Here is a 14805-nt window from a genome sequence, read left to right on the forward strand (position 1 = left end):
CTGTGGTGTTCGCGGTCGCCGAACGCCCACCGGGTAGGTAGCGACCGACGACGCGACGGGGCTGCTGCTCTGCCTGGGCACCGCGGTAGTCGTCCTGGCCGCGGCCGTTGCGGCCCTACCGTGGCCGGATGGGCGCTGACCAGCGAACAGCGCCCTGGTGGACGAGGTGGACGACCGACGGTGAGGGCGAGCACCCGTAGAGGGCGTGCTCGACGGATGTGGTGAGCAGCGAAGAGGTTCCGGCGGACTGGAAGGCGAAGGGCAGGCCCCGGCCAGCGACGGCCGCCGTCCAGGGGAGGCCGGCCGAATTCTTACGCCGCAGTGCAGGTTTACCACCCCGAGGCACGGCTATTCCAGCTCGTGTTTCCTGGGCGGAGGTATTTGCCTGCCCGGTCAGGCAGACGTCGTGGACGCCTGCGACAGCGAGCCGGATTGTGGACGGATGGCTGAGCCCGGTGGCGGTCGGCGGCTACGGGAGGAGACCAGCTGGCAGCGGGCGACAATCCTCGAGCTGTTCTTCGACCTCGTCTTCGTCTTCGCGCTCAACCGGATCAGTCTGCGACTGTCGACCGATTTCCACGCCGGTGGGCTCGGCATCGCCCAGGCCGTCCAGACCCTCCTGCTGGCGCTGGGACTGTGGTTCATGTGGCAGACGACCGCGGCGCTTACCAGCCGGGTGTACCCGGATTCGCGGCCGGGTCGGTTCATTGTCTTCTCGTCCATGGCTGGCGCCACGGTTATGGCGGTCGCGGTGCCGCAGGGATTCGAGGGGCGGGCTGTGGTCTTCGCCGGCGCCTGGTCGGCGGTCCGGCTCAGCCGGGTGCTGCTTTATCTCCTGGCGCCGCGAGTGCGCACCGGCGGGTCGTCCCTGCCCGGGCTGCTGTCGCTGGCCGGGAGCAGTATCCCGTGGATCGCTGGGGCCCTGGTCCACGATCCGCTGCTGCGGGGTGGGCTCTGGGGGATCGCGCTCGCCATCGAGTTCCCCGGGTTCGTGGTCGGCTTCCGCCGCTGGGCGGGCACCCAGGTTGCGGGCGAACACCTGGCCGACCGGCTGCAGCAGATCTTCCTGATCAGCCTGGGTGAGGCCGTGTTCGTGTCCGGCCGGACCTTCTCCGACAGCGACCTCAGGTTCCCGCACGGGCTGGGGTTCGCGCTGGCCTTCGTCGGCATTGTGCAGCTGTGGCGAATCTACTTTTACAGGGCCGGCCTGGTCCTGCCTCGGGCCATAGCCGCCGCCCGGGACCCGGCCCGGCAGTCGGTGGCGGCCGCCCTCAGCCACCTGGTCATGATCTCTGGGGTGGTTCTCACCGGGGTCGGCTTCGAGTTGTTTATCAGTGAGCCCACCGGCCAGCCGGAACCGAACTGGCTGATCGCCATCCTCGGCGGTCCTGCGCTCTTCCTGGTGGGGCGGGCCTGTTTCGAACTGCAGGTGTTCGGCCGCATCTCGCTGTCCCGGCCAATCGGGCTCCTCACCCTCGGCCTGCTGGTCCCCTCAGGGTGGCACGTCCCTCCGGTGGCCGCCGGTGCCGGCGCCTCTGCCGTGCTCACCGGAATCGCGCTCGTGGACGCGTGGCGCGCTCGTCGACGGATCGCCGAGCCAGCCGGCCCGCTGATGTGACTCGCCAACCATCCGAGCGGCGCCGAGCCGGCGGGTTTCCGCTGTCGCAGGCCGTTTCATCCGCCTGCGCCGCATCCGGCCTCCTCGTTCGAGCCGCGTCACCTGTGATTCGGTCGGTCCGTCTCTATCAGAGCCGCGTCCGTTCCGGGTGGATCCCGTTGGTCTTCTGATGGCCCGGAGTGTTGATGCAGTTCGCCCCTGGCTGGGCACCGCACACCGGGCACGGCCGCCATTCCTGGACCGGACCGGCATCATGGCCCAACATCATGGCGATTTCACTGATCTCGTCGGCCACGCCGTGCAGGCTCGGGTCGCGATGACGGATGGCAGCCTGATGCACCTGCTGAACCGACTGGCGCGCCCGCTCCAGGTTGCGCCTCGCGGAAACGCCCGGGTCAGAAGACATGCACCGAGGCTTCCCGGGATGGTGCGGATGAAACCGGCAGCGAAAAGGCGCCGAATGCGCCTTGAATAGTGTCACTGCCGTGACCGTCATTGATACATACCGCTGGCTTGACGTTTCCTCGGGATGCTGATGGGTAGCCGCGCCCGGTGAGTGCTGCCGAGGGCCGGTCAACCGCCAGCAGGACGCTGATCGTCATTGGTGTGGCTCTCGCCGTCCTGGCCGGGCTGGCCTTGGTCTGGGCGATCCGGCAGGTGCTGGCCTGGCTGGTGGTCGCCGTGTTCCTGGCGGTGGCCCTGGACCCGCTGGTGAACCGGGTACAGCGGCGGCTCGTCCGGCGCCGCGCGGCGGCCACGCTGGTCGTGTTCCTGGCCGGCTTCCTGGTACTCGCCGTGCTCGGCGTAATCGTCGTGGCTCCCCTGCTGAACGAGCTCGCCCGATTCGCGGACCGGGCGCCGGAGGTGTTGCGCGAGGCCAGGGGCGGACGAGGACCGATCGGTCAGCTGCTGGAGCGCTTCCACCTGCGGCGCTACGCCGAGGCCCACGCCGGCCAGTTCCAGCAACTTGGTGGCCGGGTCGGCCACTCCACGGTCGCGCTCATCCGGGGGACGGTGCAAGGCGTCGCCGGCACCTTGACGGTGGTGGTGCTGACGTACCTCGTGGTGGTGCAGGGACCGCGGATCACCGCCAGGACCCTGACCCTGGCCGGCAGCCGAGCGGAGCAGCTGCGCCGCATCGGTCGAGGGTCAGCGCGCGCACCATCACCGGCTACCTGAGCGGCAACCTTCTGATCAGCCTGATCTGCGGCCTGGCGACCTTCGTGGTGCTCGCGCTGAGCGGCGTGCCGTTCGCCGCCGTGATCGCGCTGCTGGTCGCCATCGCCGACCTGATCCCACTGGTAGGGGCAACCCTCGGTGCCATCGTCGCCGCCGGGGCGGGCTTTCTCCACTCCCCCATCGCCGGGATGATTGTGCTGGTCTTCTTCGTGCTCTATCAGCAAGTCGAAAACCACCTGCTCCAACCGGTCATCATGTCGCACGCGGTCCAGCTCAACCCACTCGCTGTGCTGGTAAGCGTCCTGATCGCCGCTCAGTTGGGCGGCCTCATCGGGGCCCTGCTCGCGATTCCCGCCGCCGGCATCGTCCAAGTCCTGCTGCGGGAGCTCATCTCCGGCGCCGGTCAGCAGGCTGCCCCCACGGATTCGGTTGACGAATGACGGCGGAGCGATAGGAGGTGGTGCTGCGACAACCGGAAGATGCTCGAGCGGCGTTTCTGCCGATCCTGGTGACCGGCCGGGCATTCACAACGGCAAGGTCACGACCTCTCGCGCCGCGACCCTCGTGGCATTCGCCATCACCGTCGGCGACGAACTCGTCATCACCCATCCGCTCAGCCCCTCGGAGCCGGACTGGATCAGGCGGATGCCGCCGCCGGCTGTAGCTGGCAGCGCCGCCGTCATCCTGGCCCGTGTCACCGCGGTCGACGCGGCCCGCACCCGAGGGGCTCGCGGACAAGCCCCCGGCACCACCCGTACGAAACACCGAGCCCTATTCGTCAGGCGAGGAGAAGGCGTCGGATGTTTGTGAGGATCGGGTCGGTAAACCTGGCCATGGCCCCTGAACGGCGAGATCCGCCCCGCTCCGGCGCTGCTGCCAGCAGCGCCAAGGGCCTGGTGGCGCAGGCTCGGCGTCACGGTGGTGAGGCGGGGCGCCTGAGGCTGCGCATGTTCGAGATCATCCTGGTCATCGCCGCGCAGTGCGGGCTCGCCGCCGCGTTGTCCTGGGCGCTCGCGCATGAGGTTCTGAATCGCCCCGCGCCGATCTTCGCGCCCAGCGCAGCCGTAGGCACGATCGTCGGCGCCCTCGGGCAGCGCACGCGACGTACCGTCGAGCTGTTGCTCGGCGTCGGGCTCGGACTGATTGTCAGCGATCTTCTGCTGCGCTCCGTGGGGTTCGGGCTCTGGCAGATCGGCGTGGTGGTGGCGTTATCCATCGCTGTCGCCCTGTTCATGACCGGGCGCAGCGGTGCGCTGGTCGCGCAGGCGGGCGGTACCGCTGTCCTGATCGCGACCTTCTCGCAGGTCGAAGAGGGTCTTGAATGGAAGCGGGTCGTCGACGCCGGAGTGGGCGCCGTCGTTGGGCTCACCGTGGTGGCGTTACTGCTTCCGGTCAATCCGATACGCCTTCTTCACCGCGCCATCGGACTGCTCGCCGAGGCGATCCAACTGTTGGTCGGGGAGGCGCGGGCGGGCCGGCCGTTCGACCAGACCCGTAAGGCGGCGTTGGACGGCGCGCGCCTGGCCGGCCAGGCGTACCGGAGCGGCGTCAAGCCATTCTCGGACGCCATCGTGATCCAGCTCCGCACCTTGGCGAGTGATCTGCTCCGGGCGACCGGCTGTGAACCGGAAACCGCCAACCGGATGGTGCGCGAGGCAGCCACTTCCTAGGCCCTACGGATGTACTCCGGCGAGGTCGGGCAGCGAACGTTGGCAGATCTCGTGGGCCTCTTCGGCCCGGAGGCCGAGCATGCGCAGCAGGTCCTCGGTAACCCGGTCGGTGGATTCGGCGTCGTCGCGCTCGGGGTGATCATGCAACAGCTGCCCGAGGCAGAGCGCGGCGCCCGACACCACCACCATCGCCAGTTCGGGCTCGGTCACGTGAAATCGGCCGGCGCGGACGCCGTCTTCGATGTCGCGTCGGGCCCGCGGCGCAAGTCCCTTGTCCGAGCCGACGAGCGTCAGGCCGTTGTTCAGCAGGACCCGGCTCAGCTCGGGGCTGCGGCGGTGGAGACGCCCGGTCAGCCGGAAACTCTGGGCGAAGACATGAGCAGGGTCGTCCAGGCCGACGGTTGCCTCGTCAAGCAGGGCCCCGTAGCGCTCCAGGGCATCCTCCACCGCAGCCTCGAAGAGCTGCTCCCTGCTGTCGAAATGGTTGTAGAAGGACCCCATGCCCACGTCCGCTGCCTGAGTCAACTCAAGGATCGGGACGTTCAGCTTCCCGGCGGCGATGAAGGTTTGGGCCGCGCGCACGAGCGCGGAGCGCGTACGCGCCTTGCGCCGTTCCAGGCGGTTCGGGACGTGCGTGATCTGTTGCGCCATACGTGCTTGTTCACCTCTCCCTCGCCGGACCAGCCGGACCCACCATAACCCGCGGGGACTCAGAGATGACGGAATCGTCATCACCACTTGACTGACGCCAGCCTCGTAAGTGACGATTTCGTCATCACTTGGAAAGGGGCGCGACATGATCGATCGGCAGGACCCGCACACCGGGCTGCACAGCGAGCACGGCGCGCTGCCGGGCGAGCACCCGGGGCGGGCGCGCAACCCGCTGGTCAAGGTGCACGACCTGGCCTGGTTGGAGTTCCAGAAGCCCGATCTCGAGCGGGCCGAGCTATTCGCCCGGGCCTTCGGCTTCACGCCGTCGCTGCGTACCCATGACGAGCTGCACCTGCGCGGCACCGACCCGGGTTCGCCGTGCGTGCTCATCCGCCGAGGCCCCGGCTCGCGGTTCATCGGCCCCGCCTTCCGGGCTGCCGACCCGCAGGACGTGCTGCGCCTCGCGGAGGCGACCGGGAGGCCGATGACCCCCCTGCCGGAGAGCCTGGGCGGGGTGACGGTGGATCTGGTCGACCCGAGCGGCGCCCAGGTACGCGTAGTCGCAGACACCCACGAGCTCCCCGCGCTGCCCGCGCAGCAGCCACTGACCGTCAACGTCGGACACGACGTGACGCGGACGAACACCACACAACGGCCGCTGCGGGAGCCGGCCAAGGTGCAGCGGCTCGGTCACGTCGTACTGCAGACGACCCGGTACACGGAGTCGCTCAACTGGTACCTCGAGCACCTGGGCCTGATCGTCAGTGACTTCCTCTACCACCACGGGCAGCGCGAGCGCGGTCCGGTCATGAGCTTCATCCGCTGCGACCGCGGCAGCACGCCCACGGACCACCACACCCTCGCGATGACCCTCGGCCCGGCCAACCGATACGTGCACTCCGCCTACCAGGTCTCCGATCTCGACTCGCTGGCCGCCGGCGGGGAGCACCTGCTCGACCGGGGCTACCAGCGGTCGTGGGGGATCGGCCGGCACATCCAGGGCAGCCAGATCTTCGACTACTGGCGCGACCCGGACGACTTGCTGGTCGAACACTTCACCGACGGCGACCTGTTCGACTGCACGCTCGAGCCGGGCTGGGCACCGATGACCGCCTCTGGGCTCGCCCAGTGGGGTCCGCCCGCCACCAAGGACTTCCTCGGCATGAAACCCGGCCGGGAAACACTCCGCGAGCTGCGCGCGGTCCTCGGCGCGCTGCGCGAGGACAACGAATTCGACCTCCCCCGCCTGCGCGGCCTGATGAAAGCGTTCACCTCATGAGCACCTCCGTCCTGCGCACCGCCGACGCCTGGTGGGTGCTCACCCCCACCGGCGCCGCCAAGGTGCACACCAGCGCCACCACCACCGCCGAACTGCTGGCCAACCGGCCGGCGATCGCCGCGGCCGCGACGAGCAGCGACACCGTTCCGGTGGACGACCTTGCGCTGCTCTCCCCCGTGACGGCGCCCTGCCGCGTCGTCGCCCAGATGACGAACTTCGCCTCGCACGTCAAGGACACCGGCGGCAACCCCGAAACCGTCCTCCTGACGTTCTTCCGCAAGACCTCGGGCTCGATCAGTGGCCCGTTCGCCGACGTGGTCCGCCCCGGTCACGTGAAGTTGCTGGACTACGAGGTCGAAATCGGGCTCGTCTTCGGCCGCGAGATTCCCGTCGGCACCACCATCACCGCGGACAACCTCGCCGACTATGTCGCGGGCCTGGTGGTCACCAACGACGTCTCGGCACGCGACGTCCAGCTTCCCCAGACCCAGTTCTACGAGGCCAAGTCCTACCCGACCTTCACCCCGGTCGGCCCCGCGCTGGTGCTGCTCGACGCCGACGAACTCAAGCGGTTCACCGACCTGCGGCTGAGGCTGTGGGTCAACGGCGAACTCCGGCAGGACATGCTCGCCACCGACATGATCTACACACCGGTGCAGGCGGTGCAGGCGCTGACCCGCTTCCAGCGAATTGACGCTGGTGATCTGCTGCTGACCGGTACGCCGGTCGGGACGGCCCTGAGCGCACCGCCGGAGCCGGTCATGTTCGTCGTCTCGCTCCTCCCGCCCGCGCTGAAGTGGAAGTTGTTCTTCAAGGGCCAGGTTCAGAACCCCAAGTACCTCAAGGACGGCGACGTCATCGAGGCCACCGTCGCCACTGACGACGGCGCAATCGATCTGGGTCGGCAGCGCACGGTCGTGAGGTACGAGCAATGACCGGCCCCCTGCTGTGGCCGGACTACGCCACGCCCGACGACCTGGCCGCGATCGAGGCCGTACGGCTCGAGACACGGGGCCTACCGGAATCGACGTACGCGCTGCTCGCGCGAGCGGCCACGCTCTGGCCGGACCGTACGGCACTCACCGTCCTGCCGGACGCCACCCGCTGGCATGAGCCGCTGCGCCGCACCTTCGCCGACCTCCTGGCCGACGTCCACCGGTACGCGAACCTGCTCCACGACCTCGGCGTGCGGCGGAATGACGCGGTCGCCCTCATGTCTCCCAACTGCGCCGAGCTGATCACCGCGACGCTGGCCGCCCAACTCGCCGGGATCGCGGCACCCCTGGGCGGCGGCCTGTCCCGGCAGCACCTCGCCGAACTCCTCCGGCGCTCCGGTGCCCGCGTCCTGGTCACGGCCGGGCCCGACCTCGCGCCCACCACCTGGGACACCGCGCAGGCGCTCGCCCGCGACGGCCTGCTCGACGCGATCCTCGTGCTGCGGCCCACCGGCGCCGCCGGCGCGCCCGAGCCGCTTCCCGCCATCGACGGCGTGCACATCGGCTACCTCGGCGAGCTTGCCGCCGCCAGGGACCCGTCCGCCTTCACCGGTGACCCGCCCCGATCCGCCGACCTGGCCGCGATGTTCCACACCGGCGGCACCACCGGCGCCCCCAAACTGGCCGCCCACACGCACGCCAACGAGGTCACCGACGCCTGGATGCTGGCCGCCAGCAACCTGTTCGACCAGGAGAGCGTCGTCTTCGCGGCCCTCCCCCTGTTCCACGTGAACGCGCTCGTGGTCACCCTGCTCGCGCCCCTGTTCAAGGGACAGACCGCGGTGTGGGCCGGTCCGCTCGGCTACCGCGACCCCGCCCTGTACGGCCAGTTCTGGAAGATCGTCGAGCACTACCGGATCGGCGCCATGAGCGCCGTACCCACGGTGTACGCCACGCTGGCGCAATCGCCGGTCGACGCCGACATCAGCAGCCTGCGGTGCCCGATGGTGGGGGCGGCGCCGCTGCCCGCCGCGGTCCGGGACAGCTTCCAGGCCCACACCGGGGCAACCCTGATCGAGGGCTACGGGCTCACCGAAGGGACCTGTGCGAGCGCGCGTAGCTTCCCCGACGTCGCGCGGCCGCGCTCGGTCGGGCAGCGCCTGCCCTACCAGCGGGTGCGGGTGGTTGCCACGGACGGAACCTGGGCGGACGTACCCGCCGGGGAGAAGGGCCTGCTCGCGATCAGCGGCCCGACGGTGTTCCCCGGCTACGTCACCGACCGCGACGAGAACGGCCCGGTCCTGGACGGCCTGGGCAAGCTGGTCGACGGCTGGCTGGACACCGGCGACCTCGCCCGCATCGACGAGGCGGGCTTCGTCTACCTCGCCGGCCGGGCAAAGGACCTCATCATCCGCGGTGGGCACAACATCGACCCCGCCACCGTCGAGGACGCGCTGCTGGCCCACCCGCAGGTCACCGCGGCCAGCGCGGTCGGACGCCCCGACGTCCACGCCGGCGAGGTACCCGTCGCCTACGTCACCCTCGCGTCCGGCGCCACGGTCACGGAGGAGGAACTGTGCGCCTGGGCGCGCGAGCGGGTGCCCGACCGCGCCGCCGCGCCCAGGACCGTCACGGTCCTCGACGAACTGCCCGTCACCGCCGTCGGCAAGCTCTACAAGCTCGGGCTGCGGACGGACGCCGCCCGCAGGGAACTCCGTTCGGCACTCGGCGAGGTCGCCGGCGTGCACGACATCGAGGCCACGATCGAGGGCAGCTCCATCGTGGCCACCGTCAACATCCATCCCTCCGCCGAGGATGCCGTCAAGGCGATTCTGGGCCGTTACGCCATCGAATGGCGATTGGTGGTTATGTCATGACCCTCGCTGCGATCATCCTCGCGGTGCTGCTCGCGCTGGTCTTCCTCGCCCTGGGCACAGCCAAGATCCTGGCCCTGCAACCGATGCGCGAGCTGGCCGCGGAGGCCGGTTTCTCCGTCGCGGCCTACCGGCGCATCGGCCTGCTCGAGGTCGCCGCCGCGGTCGGACTGCTCATCGGCCTGCTCGCGCCGCTTCTCAGTGCCGTCGCCGGTGCCGGGCTGCTGCTCCTGCTCACCGGGGCCCTCGTGGTGCACCTGCGAAAGGGCGACGGCCCGCGCAAGTACGCACCGGCTGTGGCCTGCGGGCTTCTTGTCGCCGCCTACCTCGTTCTTCAGTTGCTGACGCGATGACAGCGGTTCCGGTGGTGATCGTCGGCGCGGGCCCTACCGGGCTCACCGCCGCGACGCTGCTCGCCCAGTACGGCGTCGAGTGCCTGATCCTCGAGCGCTGGGAGTCGATCTATCCCCAGCCCCGGGCCGTCGCCCTCGACGACGAGGTCCACCGCATCCTGGCCCGCCTCGGGCTCCGGGAGGAGTTCGCCGCGATCTCCCGGCCGCACCGCGGCCTGCGGCTCCTGGACCAGAACATGCGCGTGCTGGCCGAGTTCCAGCGCGATGTCGAGCAGGGTCGGCACGGCTACCCCCAGGGCAGCCTGTTCGACCAGCCGGAACTCGAGGCGATCCTCCGCCGGAATCTCGCCCGGTACGGCACCGCCACCCTTCGCGGCAGCGCCGAGGTCACCGCGGTGACCCAGGACGCCGGCGGGGTGCGGGTCGACTTCACCGACACGGCCACGGGCGAGCCCGGCTCCGTCCGGGCGGCGTACGTCCTGGGGTGCGACGGCGCCAACAGTCTCACCAGATCCTCCATCGGCGCGACCATGCAGGACCTGGGATTCACGCAACGCTGGCTCGTCATCGACGTGATCACCGAGGCCGAGCTCGGCCAGTGGGAAGGAGTGCACCAGCTCTGCGACCCGGCCCGCGCCGGCACGTACATGCGGGTCGGGAAGACCCGCCACCGGTGGGAGTTCCAGCTGGCACCGGGCGAAACCGCCGACGACTTCCACGACATGAGCCGGCTCCACCCGCTGATCTCAGCCTGGACCGGGAACATTCCCGTCGCGGAACTGGAGATCCTCCGCGCGGCCGAGTACACCTTCCGCGCGCAGGTCGCCGGCCGGTGGCGCGACCGCCGGGTGTTCCTGCTCGGCGACGCCGCCCACCTCACCCCACCATTCATCGGCCAAGGCATGTGTGCCGGGCTGCGCGACGCGATGAACCTCGCCTGGAAACTCGCCGGCGTGCTCAACGGGACCCTTACTGAGACCGCGCTCGACACGTACGAGATCGAACGCAAGCACCACGCCCGCGCCATGATCAAGCTGGCGAAGCTGATCGGCACCGCGATGACGGCCGGCGGCGAGCTGGGTGCCATCATCCGCCGCGCCGTGGCGCCACGGCTGCACCTCGTGCCCGGCCTCACGGACGTCGCCACGGACAGCCAGACACCACCGCTGCACCGTTCCGACCTGGTGGTGCGGCCACGGCTGCGCCGCAGCCTCGCCGGCCGACTGTGCCCGAACGCGATCATCGACGGCGACCGCCGTTTCGACGACGTGGCCGCCGGCCGATTCTCAATCGTCACGTCCACCAAGCCATCCGCCGCACAACGAGCCGACATCGAAAGGCGCGGAGCCGTTCTCATCATTGCCCGACCGGGCAGCGAACTGCACCGATGGCTGCGGACAGGGGGCGCTCGCGCAGCCGTCGTCCGCCCCGACGGCGCCGTGCTCAGCGCCAGCCGCCGGCTGCTCCCCCACGCGATCGACACTGTGCGGTCGGTTGGCGGATGACCACGGGCTCGGACGCTCTGCGGTTGCTGAACAAGGGTCCGCGGTCGCAGTTTCGTGATTGAGGACCAGTACCGACAAGAGTGTCGTTAGGCTCGCCTTGGGGAAGTCAGCCGCCCTCCGCGCTCGAGCTTCTCGGCATTGAAGCCTGGTGGGCCTCGGCCCGGGTCGAACCGGTGGGCGGAGGTGACATGCGGATGGCACTGGCACTCGGCGGAGGCGGGGCGCGCGGCTACGCACACATCGGGGTGATCCAGATCCTCGAAGAGCGTGGGTTCGACATCGCCGGCGTCGCCGGTTCGTCCATGGGCGCCCTCGTCGGTGGGCTCTACGCGGCGGGCAAACTCGACGCCTACGCCGACTGGGTGCAGACTATCGGCTACCGCGAGGTGCTACGCCTGCTCGACCCCGCAGTACGCGCGCCAGGCGCATTCCGGGCAGACAAGGTGATGACCCGAGTCGGCGAACTCCTCGACGGCGTGCGCATCGAACAGTTACCCCTGCCCTTCACGGCGGTCGCGACCGACCTACTGGCCCGCCGCGCAGTGTGGTTCCAAGATGGCCCGCTGGACATCGCGGTGCGTGCGTCCATCGCGCTGCCACTCATGATCACCCCAGTCATGGTCAACGGCCGGCTCCTCGCCGACGGCGGCCTGATGGACCCGCTGCCGATGGCGCCAACCGCCTCCATACCGGCCGACGCGGTCGTCGCCGTATCCCTCAACGGCGCCCGCACCACCTCCCAACCCGCCGCACCGGTTCGGGAGTCGGCCGACCCGCACCCGACCCGTGGGCGGTGGAATCAGAGCGACGTCCCAGTCCCCGACCGGGTCGGTGCTGCCGTGAAGACCATCACCACCGGCAGCGGCGAAGCCACGTCTCTACCCGCGGGCCTGCGCGCACCCGACATTGTCAGCCTGTCCATCGAGGCCGTGGAGGACCTCCTCATCCGGTATCGGCTCGCGGGCCACCCACCGGATCTGCTGATCGAAATCCCGACGGACGCCTGCCGCGGCCACGAGTTCCATCGCGCAATCGAGATGATCGAGGTAGGTCGGCGGGCAGCAGTCGCAGCCCTGGCATCGAGCGGCTTCGAGAGCTGAGAGCGCAGATGATGCAGGATCGTGAGGCCGGCCGTCCCGCCTGCTCGTCGTGGCGGCACCGTTTCGCCTCGCGTGACAGCGACCTCGGGCTACTCGGCGGGCATGTCAGTCTTCGACTTGAACGGCAGGCCCAACAGGACTACCGCCGGACCCCGAAAATGCACGAAAGAGTGACAGAGCTGCGCAATCCGGTCCGCTGCACCTAGCCTTCCACAGAGGCCATGACGGGCAGACGTAGCGATCGTGGGGAGTCCTATGACGACACCAGTGAACGCAGTCCCCGGGCCGGCCACTCTCGCGTCGTGGGCTGACCAGCAGCGCAAGGTTCGGCCGCGACGGTTCACTCCGTCCGCCGAGGGGCTGCGGTTCGCGTTCTACGGCCGGATGTCCACAGCTGACTTCCAGGATCGGCATCGTCGTGCCGGTGGCAACGTAACTAGGCCCAAGACCTGGTCGCCTGTCATGGCCGGATCGTGGTCGAGTTCTTCGATGAGGGCGTCTCCCGCCGGGTGGCCTGGCCGGACCGGCCGCAGGCGGCACGCCTGCTCGCTGCCGTGGCGGACCCGACGTTGCCGCGGGTGGCGGACGAGCCGGACGTCCTGCCTGCGTCGCCGGCGGTGCCGCTGACGTGGCCCTTCAGCACGACGCCACCGTCCGCATACGATCATGGAATGTTCGTGGTGACCCTGACCTACCTCGCCGACCTCGTCCGGATCGACGAGGCCCTCCAGGACCACGTCACCTGGCTGGACTAGCAGTACGCGGGCGGGGTATTCGTCGCTTCCGGCCGTCGGGTTCCCCGTACCGGTGGCGTGATCCTGGCTCGGAACCTCTCCCGGGAGGAACTCGAGCGCAGGATCGCCTCGGATCCCTTCCACCAGCGCGGCCTTGCCGAGTATGCGGTGACGGAGTTCGTTGCCTCCCGGACCGCGGAGGCCTTCGAACACCTCCTGGCATAGCCGACGCCCTGGTTCGGCTCACCGAACGGCGGCATCGGCCCCGATCGTCACGACCCGCGCCCACTCGGGTGGGGAGTCCGGCAGGTGATCGGGATCGTCTCCGGTCCACCGGCGGACACGGGGAAACAACCCCACGACCGTCCGGCACTCCAGGTTGAGGCGTGGGCGTACGGTGCGGGGAGGGGGCCGACGCCGGCCCCTCCCGCTCGTCGCGTCGTCAGCTGTTGAGCAGCCTGTCCCAGTCGACGGTTCTGGCCCACTCGGCGTAGCTGTGCCAGGCGACCGCCGGGTACTGCGCCCGCAGGGCGGCCACGTCGACGAAGTCGGTGTTCTCCTCGAAACGCTGGAACATGTCGGCGATCTCGTCACCCGCCCACTGCCGGACCTGGGCGATCGGCATCTGCCGGTACGGGATCTCCCGGCCAGTCACCTCACTGAGGATGCGGGCCGCCTCCTCGCCGGTGACCGAGTCGGAGGCGAGGTCGATCCGCTTGCCGACGAGATGGTCGGGGTGCTCGATGGCGTGCACCGCCATGCCGGCGATGTCGAGGACGGTGACCTGGTCGAGCTTCTTGCCGGGCGACAGCGGGTTGGCGAGCACACCGTCACCGAGCCGACTGAAGCCCAGGTTGAGGACGTTCTCGATGAAGTAGACCGGCCCGAGCACGGTCGCGCGGACGTCCTGTCCCCGCAGGTACGTCTCCACCACCTGCTTGCTGTCGGCGTGGTCGATGTTGCTGTCCACGATGCGGTCGGCGCCGCGGACGGACGAGTACACCAGGTGGGCGTCGGCACGGGCGGCGGTATCGACGATCAGGCGGCCCTGGGCGATCTCCTCCTGCTTGCCGCCGTCCCCGAAGGGCACCGACAGGCCGAAGACGGCGTCGACGCCGCTCGCCGCCCGGCCGAGCGCCTCGGCGTCGGCGAGCGTGCCGCCGGCGAGCTGGGCGCCCCGGGCGGCGAGCGCCGTGGCGACCGGCGACTCGGGCGAGCGGACGTAGGCGACGACCTCGTGGCCGTGCTCGAGCAGCAGGTCGGTGACCGCGCCGCCCTGCTTGCCGGTGGCACCGATGACGAGAACCTTGGTCATGGCTGGGTGTCTCCTCGCATTGTCGTGCGGCTCCGGCCGGGCGGTCGCCCGACCGTGCCCGGGGCCGGGCCGGTGCGCGGCCGCCGGGTCGTTCCGGTGAGGGGTCAGGGGGTGTGGGAGGTTCGTGGCCGCCGCGCCGACGACCAGGCCAGAACGGGGACGAGGACGGCCGCCACCACCACGTGCAGCAGGACGAGGGACACGTGGTCGCCGTCGCTGCGGAAGGTGCCGGACCAGGGCATCGTGGCCACCAGCACGACGAGGGCGACGATCGTCCAGATCAGGGTGGCGCGCCGGGGGACGAACCTTTCCAGTACGGCGAGGAACGCCCACCCGGCCAGCGCCGGTACGAGTGCGACGCCGGCGGTCTCGACGGCGCCGATGTCCTGCGGCTCTTCCCCGCCGAGCGCCGGGGCGTACAGGTCGTGGCCGATGACCGGCTCGATGAGCACCCAGGCGAACAGCGCGGCGAGGACCGCGCTGGCCACCGCGGCGAGCCGGACGGGCCAGAGCCGGGTGTGGATGCCGGGGTGGGCGGTGGACGCGAGGCCGGCGGCCATGGCGGGTCTCCTTGTCAGGGATGGGCGGGACG

General features: G+C 70.0%; 15 protein-coding genes and 1 pseudogene. 12 read left to right on the top strand and 4 right to left on the bottom strand.

Annotation, left to right across the window (positions count from 1 at the left end; translation table 11 throughout):
* Positions 1-442 precede the first annotated feature (442 nt).
* On the top strand, positions 443-1618 hold the full coding sequence (locus ABZV78_RS04625) for a low temperature requirement protein A (RefSeq protein ID WP_355635396.1): 1176 nt from the start codon (positions 443-445) through the stop codon (positions 1616-1618).
* Between the two features lie 127 nt (positions 1619-1745).
* Here the strand turns inward: ABZV78_RS04625 and ABZV78_RS04630 are convergent, their stop codons facing one another.
* Positions 1746-2024, bottom strand: coding sequence for a hypothetical protein (locus ABZV78_RS04630; RefSeq protein WP_355635397.1), 279 nt, complete (start codon positions 2022-2024; stop codon positions 1746-1748).
* Positions 2025-2224: 200 nt separating this feature from the next.
* Here ABZV78_RS04630 and ABZV78_RS04635 point away from each other — a divergent pair, with 200 nt between their 5' ends.
* The 3 genes from ABZV78_RS04635 (at position 2225) to ABZV78_RS04645 (ending at position 4467) form a co-directional block, all read left to right on the top strand.
* A complete protein-coding gene (locus ABZV78_RS04635; protein ID WP_355635398.1) occupies positions 2225-2797 on the top strand; it encodes an AI-2E family transporter in 573 nt (190 codons plus the stop codon).
* A gap of 23 nt (positions 2798-2820) precedes the next feature.
* Positions 2821-3237 (top strand): AI-2E family transporter, encoded by a 417-nt coding sequence (locus ABZV78_RS04640; RefSeq protein ID WP_355635449.1) that lies wholly within the window; start codon positions 2821-2823, stop codon positions 3235-3237.
* A 360-nt stretch (positions 3238-3597) separates the two neighbouring features.
* Positions 3598-4467, top strand: coding sequence for an FUSC family protein (locus tag ABZV78_RS04645; protein WP_355635399.1), 870 nt, complete (start codon positions 3598-3600; stop codon positions 4465-4467).
* Positions 4468-4470: 3 nt separating this feature from the next.
* Here the strand turns inward: ABZV78_RS04645 and ABZV78_RS04650 are convergent, their stop codons facing one another.
* The gene (locus ABZV78_RS04650; RefSeq protein ID WP_355635400.1) at positions 4471-5118 is read right to left on the bottom strand and encodes a TetR/AcrR family transcriptional regulator; all 648 of its coding nucleotides are present in this window, start codon (positions 5116-5118) and stop codon (positions 4471-4473) included.
* Between the two features lie 145 nt (positions 5119-5263).
* Here ABZV78_RS04650 and ABZV78_RS04655 point away from each other — a divergent pair, with 145 nt between their 5' ends.
* The 8 genes and pseudogenes from ABZV78_RS04655 to ABZV78_RS04690 form a co-directional block, all read left to right on the top strand.
* On the top strand, positions 5264-6397 hold the full coding sequence (locus tag ABZV78_RS04655) for a VOC family protein (protein WP_355635401.1): 1134 nt from the start codon (positions 5264-5266) through the stop codon (positions 6395-6397).
* Positions 6398-6432: 35 nt separating this feature from the next.
* A complete protein-coding gene (locus tag ABZV78_RS04660; protein WP_355635402.1) occupies positions 6433-7332 on the top strand; it encodes a fumarylacetoacetate hydrolase family protein in 900 nt (299 codons plus the stop codon).
* Positions 7329-9209: an acyl-CoA synthetase gene (locus ABZV78_RS04665; RefSeq protein WP_355635403.1), complete on the top strand. Its 1881-nt coding sequence runs from the start codon at positions 7329-7331 to the stop codon at positions 9207-9209. The genes ABZV78_RS04660 and ABZV78_RS04665 overlap by 4 nt, the downstream gene beginning before the upstream one ends.
* The gene (locus ABZV78_RS04670; RefSeq protein ID WP_355635404.1) at positions 9206-9559 is read left to right on the top strand and encodes a DoxX family protein; all 354 of its coding nucleotides are present in this window, start codon (positions 9206-9208) and stop codon (positions 9557-9559) included. Before ABZV78_RS04665 ends, ABZV78_RS04670 begins: the two co-directional genes overlap by 4 nt.
* Positions 9556-11064 (top strand): bifunctional 3-(3-hydroxy-phenyl)propionate/3-hydroxycinnamic acid hydroxylase, encoded by a 1509-nt coding sequence (locus ABZV78_RS04675; protein WP_355635405.1) that lies wholly within the window; start codon positions 9556-9558, stop codon positions 11062-11064. Before ABZV78_RS04670 ends, ABZV78_RS04675 begins: the two co-directional genes overlap by 4 nt.
* 194 nt (positions 11065-11258) lie before the next feature.
* Entirely contained in the window at positions 11259-12164 is a 906-nt protein-coding gene (locus ABZV78_RS04680; protein WP_355635406.1) for a patatin-like phospholipase family protein, read from the top strand.
* Between the two features lie 473 nt (positions 12165-12637).
* Entirely contained in the window at positions 12638-12919 is a 282-nt protein-coding gene (locus ABZV78_RS04685) for a hypothetical protein (RefSeq protein WP_355635407.1), read from the top strand.
* A gap of 15 nt (positions 12920-12934) precedes the next feature.
* Positions 12935-13123: pseudogene (locus ABZV78_RS04690) on the top strand (YciI family protein); the annotation flags it as partial.
* Positions 13124-13340: 217 nt separating this feature from the next.
* On the opposite strand, the gene ABZV78_RS04695 reads toward ABZV78_RS04690, so the two are convergent.
* Positions 13341-14213: an NmrA/HSCARG family protein gene (locus tag ABZV78_RS04695; RefSeq protein WP_355635408.1), complete on the bottom strand. Its 873-nt coding sequence runs from the start codon at positions 14211-14213 to the stop codon at positions 13341-13343.
* Positions 14214-14317: 104 nt separating this feature from the next.
* Entirely contained in the window at positions 14318-14773 is a 456-nt protein-coding gene (locus tag ABZV78_RS04700; RefSeq protein WP_355635409.1) for a DUF6069 family protein, read from the bottom strand.
* Positions 14774-14805: the final 32 nt, after the last annotated feature.

It is taken from the genome of Micromonospora sp. NPDC004540 (assembly GCF_040610095.1).
Classification (GTDB): domain Bacteria; phylum Actinomycetota; class Actinomycetes; order Mycobacteriales; family Micromonosporaceae; genus Micromonospora.